This is a genomic window from Polynucleobacter sinensis, from assembly GCF_001595985.1.
GTDB classification, from domain to species: Bacteria; Pseudomonadota; Gammaproteobacteria; order Burkholderiales; family Burkholderiaceae; genus Polynucleobacter; species Polynucleobacter sinensis.
In genome coordinates, this window is record NZ_LOJJ01000002.1 from 302,555 (window position 1) to 317,476 (window position 14,922).

Annotated in this window: 16 protein-coding genes and 2 pseudogenes; 9 read left to right on the forward strand and 9 right to left on the reverse strand. The window is 45.3% G+C overall.

The window, feature by feature from the left end; all coding sequences use genetic code 11:
* Positions 1–18 precede the first annotated feature (18 nt).
* Both AOB49_RS03640 and AOB49_RS03645 read left to right on the forward strand, forming a co-directional pair.
* Entirely contained in the window at positions 19–615 is a 597-nt protein-coding gene (locus AOB49_RS03640; protein ID WP_062308036.1) for an RNA pyrophosphohydrolase, read from the forward strand.
* Entirely contained in the window at positions 612–1,181 is a 570-nt protein-coding gene (locus AOB49_RS03645; protein WP_062308038.1) for a CNP1-like family protein, read from the forward strand. Before AOB49_RS03640 ends, AOB49_RS03645 begins: the two co-directional genes overlap by 4 nt.
* A gap of 2 nt (positions 1,182–1,183) precedes the next feature.
* Here AOB49_RS03645 and proB read toward each other — a convergent pair.
* From proB to rplU, 4 genes and pseudogenes are all read right to left on the reverse strand, one after another.
* Positions 1,184–1,960, reverse strand: a pseudogene (gene proB, locus AOB49_RS03650) (glutamate 5-kinase); the annotation flags it as partial.
* A 15-nt stretch (positions 1,961–1,975) separates the two neighbouring features.
* Positions 1,976–3,070 carry an Obg family GTPase CgtA gene (gene cgtA / locus AOB49_RS03655; protein WP_062308043.1) on the reverse strand — a complete coding sequence of 365 codons (1,095 nt, stop codon included), beginning with the start codon at positions 3,068–3,070 and terminating at the stop codon, positions 1,976–1,978.
* Positions 3,071–3,158: 88 nt separating this feature from the next.
* Entirely contained in the window at positions 3,159–3,419 is a 261-nt protein-coding gene (gene rpmA, locus AOB49_RS03660) for a 50S ribosomal protein L27 (protein ID WP_062308046.1), read from the reverse strand.
* 33 nt (positions 3,420–3,452) lie between these two features.
* Complete coding sequence (gene rplU, locus AOB49_RS03665) at positions 3,453–3,764, reverse strand: 50S ribosomal protein L21 (protein WP_041484800.1); 312 nt, start codon at positions 3,762–3,764, stop codon at positions 3,453–3,455.
* Between the two features lie 75 nt (positions 3,765–3,839).
* On the opposite strand from rplU, the gene AOB49_RS03670 reads away from it, so the two are divergent.
* Positions 3,840–4,844, forward strand: coding sequence for a polyprenyl synthetase family protein (locus AOB49_RS03670; RefSeq protein ID WP_062308048.1), 1,005 nt, complete (start codon positions 3,840–3,842; stop codon positions 4,842–4,844).
* Here the strand turns inward: AOB49_RS03670 and AOB49_RS03675 are convergent.
* The gene (locus AOB49_RS03675; RefSeq protein WP_062308051.1) at positions 4,831–5,775 is read right to left on the reverse strand and encodes a glycine reductase; all 945 of its coding nucleotides are present in this window, start codon (positions 5,773–5,775) and stop codon (positions 4,831–4,833) included. The two genes, AOB49_RS03670 and AOB49_RS03675, sit on opposite strands and share 14 nt — an antisense overlap.
* 56 nt (positions 5,776–5,831) lie before the next feature.
* Here AOB49_RS03675 and AOB49_RS03680 point away from each other — a divergent pair, with 56 nt between their 5' ends.
* Complete coding sequence (locus tag AOB49_RS03680; protein ID WP_062308053.1) at positions 5,832–6,599, forward strand: fumarylacetoacetate hydrolase family protein; 768 nt, start codon at positions 5,832–5,834, stop codon at positions 6,597–6,599.
* A gap of 90 nt (positions 6,600–6,689) precedes the next feature.
* On the opposite strand, the gene AOB49_RS03685 is transcribed toward AOB49_RS03680, so the two are convergent.
* Both AOB49_RS03685 and AOB49_RS03690 read right to left on the reverse strand, forming a co-directional pair.
* Positions 6,690–7,709: a 2-dehydropantoate 2-reductase gene (locus AOB49_RS03685; RefSeq protein ID WP_062308056.1), complete on the reverse strand. Its 1,020-nt coding sequence runs from the start codon at positions 7,707–7,709 to the stop codon at positions 6,690–6,692.
* A gap of 114 nt (positions 7,710–7,823) precedes the next feature.
* Entirely contained in the window at positions 7,824–9,239 is a 1,416-nt protein-coding gene (locus tag AOB49_RS03690; protein WP_062308058.1) for a sodium:solute symporter family protein, read from the reverse strand.
* A gap of 105 nt (positions 9,240–9,344) precedes the next feature.
* Here AOB49_RS03690 and AOB49_RS03695 point away from each other — a divergent pair, with 105 nt between their 5' ends.
* On the forward strand, positions 9,345–10,325 hold the full coding sequence (locus AOB49_RS03695; protein ID WP_062308061.1) for a squalene/phytoene synthase family protein: 981 nt from the start codon (positions 9,345–9,347) through the stop codon (positions 10,323–10,325).
* On the opposite strand, the gene AOB49_RS03700 is transcribed toward AOB49_RS03695, so the two are convergent.
* Positions 10,322–10,834: a methylated-DNA--[protein]-cysteine S-methyltransferase gene (locus AOB49_RS03700; protein ID WP_062308063.1), complete on the reverse strand. Its 513-nt coding sequence runs from the start codon at positions 10,832–10,834 to the stop codon at positions 10,322–10,324. The two genes, AOB49_RS03695 and AOB49_RS03700, sit on opposite strands and share 4 nt — an antisense overlap.
* A 118-nt stretch (positions 10,835–10,952) precedes the next feature.
* On the opposite strand from AOB49_RS03700, the gene AOB49_RS03705 reads away from it, so the two are divergent.
* From AOB49_RS03705 to AOB49_RS03720, 4 genes are read left to right on the forward strand one after another with little or no spacing between them, the layout of a single operon-like run.
* Positions 10,953–12,242 carry an HlyC/CorC family transporter gene (locus tag AOB49_RS03705; protein WP_062308066.1) on the forward strand — a complete coding sequence of 430 codons (1,290 nt, stop codon included), beginning with the start codon at positions 10,953–10,955 and terminating at the stop codon, positions 12,240–12,242.
* A complete protein-coding gene (locus AOB49_RS03710; protein WP_062308068.1) occupies positions 12,239–13,309 on the forward strand; it encodes a GspE/PulE family protein in 1,071 nt (356 codons plus the stop codon). The genes AOB49_RS03705 and AOB49_RS03710 overlap by 4 nt, the downstream gene beginning before the upstream one ends.
* The gene (locus tag AOB49_RS03715) at positions 13,300–14,373 is read left to right on the forward strand and encodes a type II secretion system F family protein (RefSeq protein WP_245640603.1); all 1,074 of its coding nucleotides are present in this window, start codon (positions 13,300–13,302) and stop codon (positions 14,371–14,373) included. The genes AOB49_RS03710 and AOB49_RS03715 overlap by 10 nt, the downstream gene beginning before the upstream one ends.
* Entirely contained in the window at positions 14,370–14,825 is a 456-nt protein-coding gene (locus AOB49_RS03720) for a prepilin peptidase (RefSeq protein WP_062308071.1), read from the forward strand. The genes AOB49_RS03715 and AOB49_RS03720 overlap by 4 nt, the downstream gene beginning before the upstream one ends.
* Here AOB49_RS03720 and AOB49_RS11990 read toward each other — a convergent pair.
* Positions 14,801–14,922 (reverse strand): annotated as a pseudogene (locus AOB49_RS11990) (IS30 family transposase); the annotation flags it as partial. The gene AOB49_RS03720 and the pseudogene AOB49_RS11990 sit on opposite strands and share 25 nt — an antisense overlap.

The window sequence follows — 14,922 nt, forward strand, 5'->3', positions numbered from 1 at the left end:
AGGATTTGAGGCACGATCATGCTTGACCGTGAAGGGTATCGACCCAATGTCGGCATAGTCCTCCTGAATAGCCACAACGAGGTTTTCTGGGGAAAACGCGTTGGGCAGCATTCGTGGCAGTTCCCGCAGGGCGGGATTCAGCATGGTGAAAGCCCTGAACAGGCCATGTACCGCGAATTGCACGAGGAAGTTGGCTTGCTGCCAGAACATGTCCAAATTATTGGGCGAACTAGGGATTGGCTTCGTTATGACGTCCCTGAGGAATTCTTGCGCCGTCAGCATGCCACTAAATCTCACAGAGCCAGTTATCGCGGACAAAAACAAATTTGGTTTTTATTGCGTCTAGTAGGTCTAGATAGCGATATCCACTTACGAGCCTCAGAACACCCTGAATTCGATGCTTGGCGCTGGGTTCCGTTCTGGATTCAATTAGATGCAGTGATTGATTTCAAACGCGAGGTCTATCAGCTAGCCCTTTCTGAGCTAGCGAGATATCTCACCCGCGGCATTCGCATGCAACAGCTGACGTGGGGAACCCCCCTTGATCTGATGCAGGCCTTTTATGCCAACGACGAAGATCAACCCCAAGAAGCAAAACCCACGGACAAACCATGACTGAGCATTTGAACCGCCGTATTTCGCTGTATTCGATCGCCCTTGCATGTGGTCTTTCATTGCTAGCCTGCGCTGGAGATCCGCTGGAAAGTGGGGTAGACCCATTTGCGCCCATGGTGTTTAAGGAAGGTTCGACCGCAATGCCTTTGAATCCACCCAATAAAGCTGCCACTATCCCCTTCTATGTCTCACAGGGAACTGTGTTTAAATTTTCAATAGATACAGATTCGATCTTAATTGGGGCGGATGGAATTACACGTTATATCGTCATCATCACTAGCCCGAGTGGTAGCCAGCAAATCCAATATGAAGGTATTCGTTGTGACTCAAATCAGTGGCGCCTATATGGCACATTTGATAATGGAACTTGGAAAGAAAATCCATTAGGCAGTTGGAATAAAATTCAATCTAAAGTTGTTAATCGCTACCAAGATTCATTAGCCTCTGGGGCATTCTGTAACATTAATTCGCAAGAAAAAAATATTACCGCTATTTTGAAGTCTCTAAATCCGAATGGCTTTACTGGCGGCGCTAAACCGAGCAACTCCTTCGGAGAAATTCTCTAACTAGCAGCGAGACGAGTGCCGATTTTTTCGCCATCCATAAGACGGATAAGTACATTTGGTTCGCGGCCTGAAGCAATCACGGTGGCAGCACCCGTTTTAGCCGCAACCTTCGCAGCTAAAACTTTAGTGAGCATACCGCCCTTGCTCAATTCGCTTGCCGCTCCGCCTGCCATTTTCTCCAAAAGTGGATCGCCCGCTAGCGCATCACTTAATAAAGTGGCAGAAGTGTCCTGACGAGGATCTGCAGTAAATAAACCACCTTGATCAGTCAAAATAACTAATAAATCCGCATGAATTAAATTCGTCACCAATGCAGCTAGACTGTCGTTATCACCAAACTTAATTTCATCAGTAACTACCGTGTCATTCTCATTGATGATGGGGACAACGCCTAACTTCAACAAAGTATCTAGTGTTGCTTTCGCATTCGCATTGCGCTCTGCGTTTGCCAAATCCGCATTGGTTAATAAAACCTGTGCACTGCGCAAATTAAAGCGCGCAAAACAGCTTTCATAAACCTGCACCAAGCCCATTTGTCCTACTGCAGCAGCAGCTTGTAACTGATGAATTTCTTGTGGACGCTTAGTCCAACCGAGACGTTGCATACCTTCTGCGATTGCCCCAGAGCTCACCATTAATACTTGATGGCCAGCGCCTAATAAAGCAGCCATTTGCTCAGCCCACAAAGCGATCGCAGCATGATCCAAACCAGCGCCATTGTTGGTAACAAGACTAGATCCTACTTTGACAACAATGCGTTTTGCTTTCTGAGTATTCATATCAAATGACAGTTTTTAATCTGGGGCTTTATCTTCTGGTAATACTTGATCTTGATAACGAGGATCTGCTGCTCGCTCATCAGCATCATCTCGATCTTTACGAACGGAATCCAAATAATCTTGCAAGGCATAGCAAAGCTTATCGCAACCCATGCCCGTCAAAGCAGAGATCTCAAATACAGGACCCTTCCACTTAAACTTTTTAATAAAGTCAGCTACAACCTTTTTACGATCCTCTTCTGGGATCATGTCTACTTTATTGAGAACCAACCAACGGGGCTTCTCAACCAAGGCTTCATCATATTTACGCAACTCGTTAACGATGGCATTTGCATCCGCAACAGGATCAACATTCTCATCAAATGGCGCAATATCCACTAAATGCAACAGTACCCCTGTTCGCTGTAAATGTCGCAAGAAGCGATGACCCAGCCCAGCACCCTCAGCGGCGCCCTCGATTAAACCGGGAATATCTGCAATGACAAAACTGCGCTCGCTACCAACACGAACCACACCCAAATTCGGATGCAAAGTAGTAAATGGATAGTCTGCGATCTTGGGGCGCGCATTAGATACCGCAGTAATCAACGTGGACTTGCCTGCATTAGGCATGCCCAGCAAACCGACATCGGCTAGGACCTTGAGCTCTAACTTTAGTTTGCGACGCTCGCCGGGCTTGCCATTCGTTTTTTGACGAGGCGCCCTATTAGTACTGCTCTTAAAGTGAATATTTCCCCAACCACCAACGCCACCTTGCGCCAGGCAAAGCCGTTCGCCATGGGTCGTTAAGTCAGCAATAGGTTCACCGGTTTCATAATCGGAAATAATGGTGCCAACCGGCATACGTAATTCAATATCGTCGCCAGCGCGACCATAACAATCAGCTCCGCGCCCAGGCTCACCATTTTTCGCAGTATGTGTTTTGGCATAGCGATAGTCAATCAGCGTGTTGATATTGCGATCCGCAGTGGCCCAAACACTCCCACCTTTACCGCCGTCACCGCCATCAGGTCCGCCAAACTCAATAAACTTTTCGCGGCGCATAGAGGCACTCCCGGCACCGCCTTGGCCAGCTATGACTTCAATACGAGCTTCGTCTATAAATTTCATGAATAAAAAAGGCCTCGCTAGTGCGAGGCCTGTTCCTAAGAGTTAAATTCGGAATAAATCTGAATCAAACGTTTCTCAGTCAGGCGCCTTATGAACGCGGGAGGACTGAAACCTGGGCCTTCTTCAAAGCACCCTTAACGCCAAACTCCACTTGTCCGTCAACTAAGGCGAACAAAGTGTGATCTTTACCAATACCAACGTTTGCACCTGGATGTACTCGTGTGCCACGTTGACGAATGATGATGCTGCCAGCGTTGATTTGCTCGCCGCCAAATACCTTAACGCCTAGACGTTTCGATTCTGAGTCGCGGCCATTTCGTGTCGAGCCGCCGCCTTTTTTCTGTGCCATATCTTTCTCCTGCTATTTAGCCGTTAGCCTAAATTAGGCTTTAATCGTGTTAATCAGAATTTCTGTGTAATTCTGACGATGGCCTTGGTGCTTTTGATAATGCTTGCGACGGCGCATCTTAAAGATTGTCACTTTATCGTGACGTCCCTGGGAGACGACAGTGGCCATCACAGCTGCACCATTAACCAATGGATCACCCAACTTCAGTGAAGCGCCTTCGCCTACGGCTAAGACTTGGTCAAGAGTGATTTCGCTGCCGATTTCCGCTGGTATCTGTTCTATTTTCAATTTTTCGCCTGCAGCAACTTTATACTGTTTGCCACCGGTTTTTATGACCGCGTACATGGTTTGAAACCTCAATTAATATCTACATTTAAGCTAATCCACCCTGGATGAGCTAAGCCCATTATTATATCTTGCATGACGAGCACTGTCAAAACCAATGAGTTAAGCCAAATTTTGGCCCCAATTTCCTTAGATTTCAAGGCATTAGATGAGGTTATTCGTCTAAAACTAGCCTCAAAAGTCACCTTAATTGACCAAATATCGTCCTACATCATCCAGGCCGGTGGAAAACGGGTCAGACCCGCCCTTTTGCTCCTTATAAGCAAAGCCCTGGCCGATGGCAAAAATATCCCTCATACACTCGAGCTGGCTGCTGTGGTCGAGTTCATTCACACCGCAACCCTCCTTCATGATGATGTTGTTGATGAATCTACCCTCAGAAGGGGAAGAGAAACCGCAAATGCTGCTTTTGGAAATGCTGCTAGCGTGCTCGTTGGGGACTTCCTGTACTCCAGAGCATTCCAGATGATGGTTGGACCTGGTAATTTGCAAGTCATGGAAATCCTCTCGGACGCAACTAATACGATTGCTGAGGGCGAGGTTTTGCAGCTACTTAATATGAATGATCCTGAAGTGGATGAAGAAAGCTATCTTCAAGTCATTCGCTACAAAACCGCCCGCTTATTTGAAGCCTCAGCCCAGCTTGGTGCAATTCTTGCCAAGGCTAATAGTGAGCAGCAAAAACAAGCCGCAGCTTTTGGCCGTCATATTGGAACCGCATTTCAATTGATGGATGATCTTCTTGATTACACAGCCGATGCCGCTCAAATGGGGAAAAATGCTGGGGATGACTTAAGAGAGGGCAAACCCACTCTTCCACTAATTCATCTCCTTGAGAATGGCAATACTGAAGAGCGTCTACTAGTACGCGCCGCCATTGAGCAAAATCAAGATTTACCAGATGATGTTTTTGCACAAATTCTCAGCGCTGTACAAAACTCCGGGGCGCTAGATTACACCCATGCAGCAGCAAAGCGGGAAGTACATCTTGCTATTGAATGTATTCAAGACTTCCCGAAAAATGATGCCACTGAAGCGCTCCACGCACTTTGTCAATACTCACTCTCTAGACGGGCTTAGCACCTACACTCTTCATCCTGAGTTCACGTGCCGTAATGCGAGCAACTTCCGCCTCCTCTCGCAAACGCGCAATTTCATCTGCCGACAACTTTTCTAAGTTCGCATAGTCCAGTTTCCAAGCTGGGTCATTGGACCACAACAGGGGGGACTGAACTGTTGTGCGAGGAGTGGGTGCACTTTCCAAAACGCGCAAAGCCATTTCAAAATTAATATCTTGCGATTCCAAATTATTGGGTAAAGCTGCAGCATTTCCTAAGGGAAAATCACTGAATAGAAAACGAGGTACCCCACAGTACTCAACAATATCTTTCGCAGACCCCATCACCACTGTAGAAATACCATGCTCCTCCAAATAACGTGCCAGCAAGCTTTGACTTTGATGACAAATTGGGCAGTTTGGAATTAACACGGCAACATCCACATTGTCCGCACGTATCTTTTCTAGAATTAAAGGCGCATCAACCTCAAGAGTATGGCGTTGACTACGATTTGTTGGCAGGCCATAGAAATTTTTCGACAAGGATTGAATGCGTCCATTGGCAACAGCACGTTTAGCCGCACTAATTGGAAACCAACAATTACTATCTTCCATATTTGCATTGCGTCGATCGATGCCAACATGAGCAATCCGCAAATCAATATCGCCCTCAACTGATTTCTCATAAGGCTTATAAAATTTTGCAGCAGCGTTGTATGGCGCTCCAGCACCCTGCAGACCCTTGCTTGAATCAAATGGCACAGCGGTAGTCACTAAACCCAGAATAGATTTTGCTAAAGGCTTTTGTAAGGGCAAAAAGGGGACGTCAATGTAGTGCGCCCAAACATAGGGCGTCTCATACCCTAAGCCCAAGTAGTAATTACGCGTTCTTTCAATGTAACGAACCGGTTGATCGTATTCAGGCGCAAAGATTAATTCTGGGTTCGGAGTCATTCAGGCTTCCCTGTAAGATATTGCTTATTAAAAATTTACTATTAGGAAAATTCATTATGACTCAATGGCTCAGATTTCAACACCAAGGCAAAACAGGCTTAGGTCAAGTACAAGGCGATCAAATTGCCATCTATTCGGGCGATATTTTTAACAATCCCCAAGCAACTGGGGAAACCTTAAAACTAGCCGATGTCACTATTGACATTCCCTGCATTCCATCCAAGATGGTTGCAATGGTCGATAATTTTCACGCACTGGTTACTAAGCTAGAACATGCTGTACCAACAGAACCTTTGTACTTTCTCAAAGGAAATAATTCTTTCTTGGCCGCAAATCAAACCATTCGCACTCCAAAGTCATATTCCGGAAAGGTCGTCTATGAAGGGGAGCTAGGGATTGTGATTGGCAAGCCTTGTCACGAGTTAAGTGAAGCAGAAGCAGCAAAAGCAATTTTTGGTTACACCTGCATTAATGATGTCACTGCTATTGAAATACTCAATCGCGATCCAGGCTATGCGCAATGGACTCGCTCCAAAAGCTTTAATACCTTTGGTGTATTTGGCCCCTACATCACCACCGATGTTGATCCAAGCAAACTCATAATCAAAACTATATTGAATGATCAGGAGCGTCAAAACTACCCCGTCGCCGATATGATCTTCCCCCCAGCAAAATTAGTCAGTCTGATCTCTCAGGACTTGCCATTGCTGCCTGGCGACATTATCGCCTGCGGAACCTCCGTCGGAGTTGGCTCCATGAAGCCAGGTAGTAGTATCAGCATCATCATTGAAGGTGTTGGACGTTTAGACAATCGCTTCGAGTAAATTAACGACCATCTCAAAATAAAAAACCCTCACCATATTAGTGGCGAGGGTTTTTAATGCCGATGGCTCTAAAAAGTTTTTATACTTCTTTTAATAACCCGACACAGATGGCAATGCCAAGCTTCCTTTAGAAGCTTGAACGTTCTCATCAAGATATTTAGTCAATGCAAAAACTGTATTGAGGCACGGCGTTGGGGTTTCAGTAATTTTTCCTAACTCAATTACTGAACCTAGCAAAGCATCAATCTCTAAACTACGACCCGCTTCCAAGTCTTGCAGCATCGATGTTTTATGTTTGCCCACTTTTTCAGCGCCAGCAATACGACGCTCAATATCCACACGGAATGTCACACCCAACTTTTCAGCAATCGTTTGTGCTTCAGCCATCATGTTGCGTGCCAACTCTTTGGTCAATGGATACTGGCAAATACCCTCCAAAGTACCGTGGGTTAGAGAGCTGATCGGGTTAAATGTCATATTGCCCCATAACTTCAACCAGATTTCCGAACGAATATCATCCAAGACTGGAGACTTAAATCCCGCAGCAGCCATCATTTCAGACATCTTCTGAACGCGCTCACTCTGCTTGCCATCCAACTCGCCCAATGGAAAGCGATTGCCTTCTACGTGACGAATCACGCCTGGAGCTTGTGTAAAGGTGGCGGGATAAACTACACAACCAATAATGTTGTTGGGGTTAATTTTTTGTTTTGCGACACCACCAGCATCAACCGTCTCAACAGCATGATCTTGATACTGGCCACCCAACTTCTGGAAATACCACCAAGGAATTCCGTTTTGCATTGGAATCAGGATAGTCTCAGGACCCATAATTGCCGCAAGATCATCAATGATCGGCTCAACCTGATGGGCCTTTACGGCCAAAATGACAACATCCGGAGTTTCGGCATCTCTTATTTTTTCAACCGCTTTTACCTGCGCGACTAAAGGCTCAGGCTGGTCATCCATAATTAATGCGAGGCCGCGCTCTTTGATAGCTGATAAAGTGGCGCCCCGCGCTACTACCGTTACCTCATTGCCGGCTCGTGCCAACATGACAGCAAGATAACCGCCAATGGCGCCCCCTCCACCGATCACACAGATTTTCATAAAAACTCCACAAAGATAAAAAATTCTGAATTAGCGTCATATTAGAGGAGATTATTTTGCGGTGCAACAAAATATTTTGCCTAAAATTTAGGCAAATCTTATCTCAATCCTCGCTCAAGGCGCCCTTAATTGAGCCCTTGGGACAAGTCCGCCAAGTAGCATGCCTGTGATGCTTGCCATTAAACCTGCCAACTGCGGCGGAAGGATTGCATTGGGGGCCAAAACCTCGCAACTAATCCAAACCGTGAGACCGCCAACAACCGCCAATAGGCCCCCTAAAGAGTTGGCTTTAGACCAATACACTCCAAATGCAAGCGGCACAAAAGCCGCTACCAAAGTGACCTTGTAGGCGTTCTCCACCATCTTAAAAATGGATAGATGGGAGTTAATCGCAAAAAAAGTTACCACTACTGCAAAACACAGCACGGTAATTCTCATGACCTTTAATAAAGCCCGATCTGTTAAATGCTTAAAAAAGCCTCTCACAATATTCTCGGCAAAAGTGACGGAGGGAGCGAGCAAGGTCGCACTTGCACAACTCTTAATTGCAGAAAGCAAGGCTCCAAAAAACATCACCTGAGCAATGATAGGGGCATGATTCAAAATCAACTTCGGCAAAATCATTTGCGGATCGGTATTCAAATATTGCTTTACCAAGTCTGGACTGATGATTGTTGCCGAGTAAGCAAGGTATAGAGGAACAAAAGCGAAAATGAAATACAACACGCCGCCCAGAAGCGCAGCTTGTACTGCAATGTTGACGTTTTTAGATGATGTGATGCGCTGAAAAACATCTTGCTGCGGAATGGATCCCAACATCATGGTGCATAGAGCAGCTATAAAGCCTAGGATAGAGGCTAGATTCATATCTGGCCAAAAATTAGAAAATTGTCCAGCGGCAGCGGCATGCTCCAGCACAACCCCTACCCCACCAGTTTGCAACGTCATTTCACCGCCGATGTAGAGCATACCCAGCACAATAATGATCATCTGAATAAAGTCGGTAATAGCAACAGACCACATACCGCCAAACAAGGTGTAAATCAACACACTACCTGCGCCAATCAACATGCCACCAGTCTGAGAAATGCTGCCTTCAGATACGACATTAAAGACGAGTCCCAGAGCTTTAATCTGCGCTGCTACCCAACCCAGATAGGAAACTACAATACATAGCGTCACCAAAACTTCAACGGTACGACCATATTTTTCTCTAAAGAAATCACCGATGGTCAGCATCCGGCGGTTGTAGAGATGGCGCGCAAAAAACAGGCCTACCAATATAAGACACATGGAGGATCCAAAAGGATCTGACACAATCCCGCCAAGCCCTTCTTTTAAGAAGGTCGCTGGGATACCCAAAACCGTTTCAGAACCAAACCAGGTAGCAAATACCGTAGCAGTCACAATGGGCAGGGGCAGGCTATGACCAGCCGCAGCAAAATCAGCCGTATTTTTAACCCGTAGCGCAGCCCAAAGGCCGATACCTACAGATACCACCCAATAGATGATGACAAACCAAATCAACATCGCCCAATATCTCCAGAAGGAATTTGCACAAATTATATGGCCTTGTCACTTATGTCATTAAGTGAGGGGCGTAATTTGAGTGGAATGGTCTGACATAATTCATGGGTGAATTCCCCATTACCAGACCTCAGCGCAGATCTAGCCTACCAAAAGGCTATTTTGAGTTCTGTTTCGCGTACGTTCGCGCTCACAATCCCCCTCCTGCCCCCTCAAATCGAGGCAGTTGTAGGTAACACTTACTTGCTCTGCCGAATCGTAGATACGATTGAAGATGCAGCAGAACTCTCTCCATCCAAAAAACAGTCTCTGTCCAGGTTATTTTTAGATGCCGTTCTTGGCTCAATTCCCGTAGAACTATTTGTGGTGCCATGCCTTGATGCGCTAAAAAATTATCCCAATATTGACGAGCTTGATCTCATCACAAATACCCCGACCGTCCTTCGTATTCTCCATACATTTCCCAGTGAAGACCAAGCCGCTATTAGTCGCTGCATTTGCATCATGTCGGAAGGCATGACCCGTTTCCACGGCAAACAAACAAAAAATGGTCTCAAAGACTTGGTTGAATTCGAAGAGTATTGCTATGTGGTGGCTGGGGTGGTTGGGGAACTGCTCACTACTATTTTTTGTAATTACTCGGCTGAGTTTGCGAAACAGATACAGGGTCATGAAAAATTAGCGGTAGCTTTTGGCCAAGCCTTGCAGATGACGAACATTCTTAAAGACTCGCCTGAAGACCATGCGCGCGGCGTGTCTTGGAAACCAAGTAACCTGACTCAAGAAAATCTTTTAGCAATTGCCTATCAAAAGCTCCTAGATGCACTTGCTTACATCGCCCTTATTCCAAAGGCTGAAAATGGTATAAGACGCTTTTGTTTCTTAGCATTTGGGCTTGCAGTAATGACGCTCGAGAAGATTGCCACTCGAAAAGAATTTAACCACACCACTGAAGTCAAGCTATCTAGAAATACAGTCTGGATTTTCTATGGCTTTACAAAGATTGCCGCAAGTAATGATCTGCTGATGAAATCATTCTTTCATCTCGCCTCAACACAACTGAGAAAACTTTCAGCACAAAATTACTAGAGCGCACCCTCATGCTTTAGTAGCCAGATTTTGATCTGACGATATAGACCGGGATTATTTTCTTTCATAAATCCACCGACTCCTTGAGCAGAAACCACCCTATGGCATGGTGTAATCAAAGGATAGGGATTTGCGCCACATGCGCTACCTACGGCACGCGCCCCACTCTTAATTGCTTTTGCTAGATCCCCGTAAGTTTTTGTATTCCCCACCTCAATCTTCTCCGTCACACCCCATACCCGCTGCTGATGCACTGTACCCGCCGGCTTTAAAGGAACATCAAAACGCGCCGTAGGGTCTTTAAAGTATTGCTCACACTGCTTTGTAAATATTTTTGCCAGCTGGTTACTCGGTGGCTGCAAAGGAGTATTGGGGGATAAATAATCAATTTTTGAGATCATCAAACTACCCTCTACCAACTCGGTTTGTATACCCAGGCACCCAAAAGGGGCAGATATCACGCAATACTCTCTAGAAATTGCCGTCTCTTTGGATTTTGAGGATGTCATGCTGAAGATTCTGACATAAATATCTGAATATATGCGTGGGTACCTCCACTTTAGCTATAGCTAGTGAAATGACACTTTGCTATATTGATTCCTCCTAATTTTTTTGCGGACTGAATGAATGGACACTTTTTTTGATGATTGGCCCTTTCTTGGGCAGGTCGCTTTAGTCCTATTTTTACTGGCACTCTCCGGCTTCTTTTCGATGGCCGAGACAAGTATGCTGTCCTCAAATCGCCATCGTTTGCGCGCCATGGCAAATGGTGGCAACGCTGGGGCCGCACTTGCCGAAAGGCTACTAAAGCGAATTGACTCGCTACTCTCAGTCTTACTCATCTCTAACAATCTCATTAATACCATTCTGCCCATCTTAGTCACAGGCATTGCCTTGCATCTCTTTGGAGATAGCGGACTAGTGCTATCGATTGCCACATTAGTTGTTGCCTTGCTGATTATCATCTTTAGCGAAATTACTCCAAAAGTTATTGGCGCAGCCTTTCCTGAAAAAATTGCGAGCAATGTTGGTTGGATCATCCTGCCGCTTACCTATCTTCTCAAACCATTACTTTGGTTTATCAATAATCTAGTATCCGGATTAATGAAATTTTCTGGATTACAAACATCCACCGAAAACCGAGTGATGAGCAAAGAGGAGTTGCGCAGTCTTGTTCTGGAATCCAATCGATTTGTCTCTGCACATCATCGCAATATTTTGCTCAACCTATTTAATTTAGAAAATATCTTGGTTGACGATGTCATGACACCGCGTTCAAAAATTGAAGTTTTAGATCTATCTAGGCCAATCGATGAAGTTGTTCAGCAACTGGAAACTTGTTATCACAATAAATTACCTGTTTGTGATGGTGACTCTGATCGTATTACTGGAATTCTTTCTGTGAAAAAAGCCTTATCCCTCTTAGGAAATACTGAACTTCATCATCACGACTTTAGATCCCTATTAAATGAGCCTTACTTCATTCCAAGCGGCACTCCTGTATTGCAGCAAATGCAATTCTTTCAAGACAACCAACAGCGCTTAAGCTTGGTAGTAAATGAATATGGAGAGGTTTTAGGCCTAGTGACTTTTGAAGATATTGTTGAAGAATTAATCGGGGAATTCACTACTTCATTTTCTAATCTTTCAAATGATCCTCGCTGGCTTCCAGATGGCACTTATCTCGCGAATGGCGCAGCCTCATTGCGAGACCTGAATCGCCTCCTCAATTTAGATCTGCCGCTTGATGGGCCGCGCACTCTGAATGGACTCATCCTTGAAAAATTAGAGGCAATTCCAGATCATGACGTTAGCGTTCGTATTGCTGGCGTCATTATGGAGATTGTGCAATTTGATGAGCATGGCGTTAAAACGGTCAAACTTTACAAGCCTCAAACACAACTGAATCAAGATTGATCGAGACGCTCCATGATTCTCATATTATTCGAACCTGGCATGAAATTTCTGTTCATGCATTAAATTCCAGGGCAACGGATATTCATATTGAGGCAAGACCTCAAGAAACTGTAGTGCGTGTTCGGGTAGATGGGCATCTGACTCTACAAAATCAATACCCGATTGAATTACATGAGCGCTTATTGACCCGTATCAAAATATTAGCGCGCTTAGATATTGCTGAAAAAAGACTTCCGCAAGATGGTCGACTATCTATTGGGCTCGATTTTAGTAAGCCAAATACCGATTGCCGAGTATCCATTTTGCCAACACTTCATGGTGAAAAGGCAGTGGTTCGTATATTACCAAGTCAGCTTGACCAACTTTCTCTTGAACAGATTGGCCTACTGCCAGAGCAACTCAATATCTTTCAACACTCAATCAAACAAACGAGTGGATTAATTCTGGTGACAGGTCCGACCGGAAGCGGAAAGACGCGCACCCTCTATAGCTGCTTAAGCGCACTCAATCAGGTGCAGAGAAATATTTGCACAGTGGAGGACCCGATTGAAATCCAGCTACCGGGTACTAATCAAGTTGCATATCATCCGCGTGCGGGGCTTGATTTCCCCACCATCATTCGAGCATTACTCCGACAAGACCCAGATGTCATCATGATTGGTGAGATACGAGATTCATCCAGCGCTCAATTGGCTATTCAAGCAGCTCAAACAGGCCATCTAGTCCTTAGCACCCTGCATACCCGAAACGCACTTGGCGCATTAAACAGACTGAAAACTCTGGGAGTAGATCAAGAGCTCATTCAATCCTGCCTTCATTGCGTAAGCTCGCAAAGATTAGTACGTAAAATTTGTAGGAAATGTGGCGCTTATTCCAAGAACCCGGAATGTAGTTGCTGCAGAGGCTCTGGATACTTTGGCAGGTATGGAGTCCATGAAGTATTAGACAGCAAGCAACTTGGATCATCGACCCCCTACTTAAATATTTACTCTGCGGGCATGCGGGCAGTAGAGGCTGGGATTATCGATCAAGCCTCATTAGATTCTGAGGTGGGCTCTTGGATTTGAAAACTCGCTTTCTCAATCCAAGCCTTAGCAAATCGGAGCAGCTGCATTTTGCTCAACAAATGCTGGCACTACTCAATGCTGGGCTACCACTTCTGAATGCTATTCAACTTCTGATTCAATCTACTCCTAGATCCTGGCAGGGGTGGCTAGAGGACATTCGAAAACTTTTACAAAAAGGGAATAGCTTCTCTCATTGCTTAAATGCCCAAAACGGAAAATTTTCTTCTGAGTTCTCCAACCTGATTCGAGTCAGCGAACGATCGGGCGATCTGAAACTGGCATTGCTTACGATCTCGACCCAGCTAGAGGCTCAAATTGAATTACGTAGAAAAATTCAGCAAGCTCTCATTTACCCTGCAATGACACTAGTCACTTCTTTTCTTTTGGTACTGGTTATGATGGTATGGGTAGTTCCCGTATTCAAAGAAGTATTTGAGAACTTCCAAGCAGAATTACCAGCCCCCACCAGAATACTCATATCACTCTCTACTTTATTGCAACAATATTTTCTACAGTTAGTGCTGACACTCACACTTTGCGCATTCTGTTTTATATGCACATGGCTAAAGTCAATACTCCTTCAGCGTTACTGTGATCGCATCATTCTTGGTATTCCATTTTTTGGAAACCTATATAGATTAGCAACCTTAAGTCACTGGTGTCGAACTTTAGGGCACCTATTACAAGCAGGATTGCCGCTGCCAGATGCTCTCAGAGTGACAGCTCAGTCTTCGAATCACTGGGTAAGCCATGACTTTAGTGCTGAAATTTTCAAGCACCTCACGCGTGGATGGCCACTAGGCGAAGCGCTCAAACGCGCAGACCCACACTCCGTACTTCTAGACATCGAGACAATGACGCTTCTACAAATTAGCGCCGAAAGTGGATCCCTAGCGCAAATGCTGAGTCACCGCGCCAATACGCTCGGCTTTCAACTTAGCAGTCGGCTAAATACTCTTAGCCAGAGCCTGGAGCCCTTGTTGATTTTAATGGTTGGTGCGATTATTGGCAGCTTAGTCATCATCTTGTATTTACCCATCTTCAATTTAGGACAGATTGTTTGATAGATCCCAACATATTCAATGTCGCACTTAAAACCGCACTTGTTCTGACCTTGATTTATCTGGCCTACATTGATTGGCGGAGTTTTCTACTTCCCAATTCAATCACGATTCCCCTAATGTTTTCAGGCATCCTATTAAACTGCGTATCCGAACTTCGCCTTGCATATCCCGTTGACGCAATCATTGGGGCCTTTTTGGGCTATGCAATTTTATGGAGCTTAAACAGCGGTTATCGATTATTCTCACACCGCAATGGGATTGGAATGGGGGATGCTAAATTATTGGCAGCCCTAGGAGCGTGGTTCGGCTTCGGGGCGTTAGCAAAAATCCTGCTTATTTCTTCATTGCTGGGAGTTATAGGTGGGCTCATCTGGCTGAAATGGAATCGCCATCAACTTACTCAAGCCTTCCCATTTGGACCTTGGATTCAACCGGTCAACGCAACAGATTGAGCAAAACGTTCTGCCGGTGTTTGATAGTTTAGTGTTTTTCTAGGGCGTTCATTTAGTTTCCTTGCCACTGCATTGAGCTTGGCTTGGGAGTAGTTAG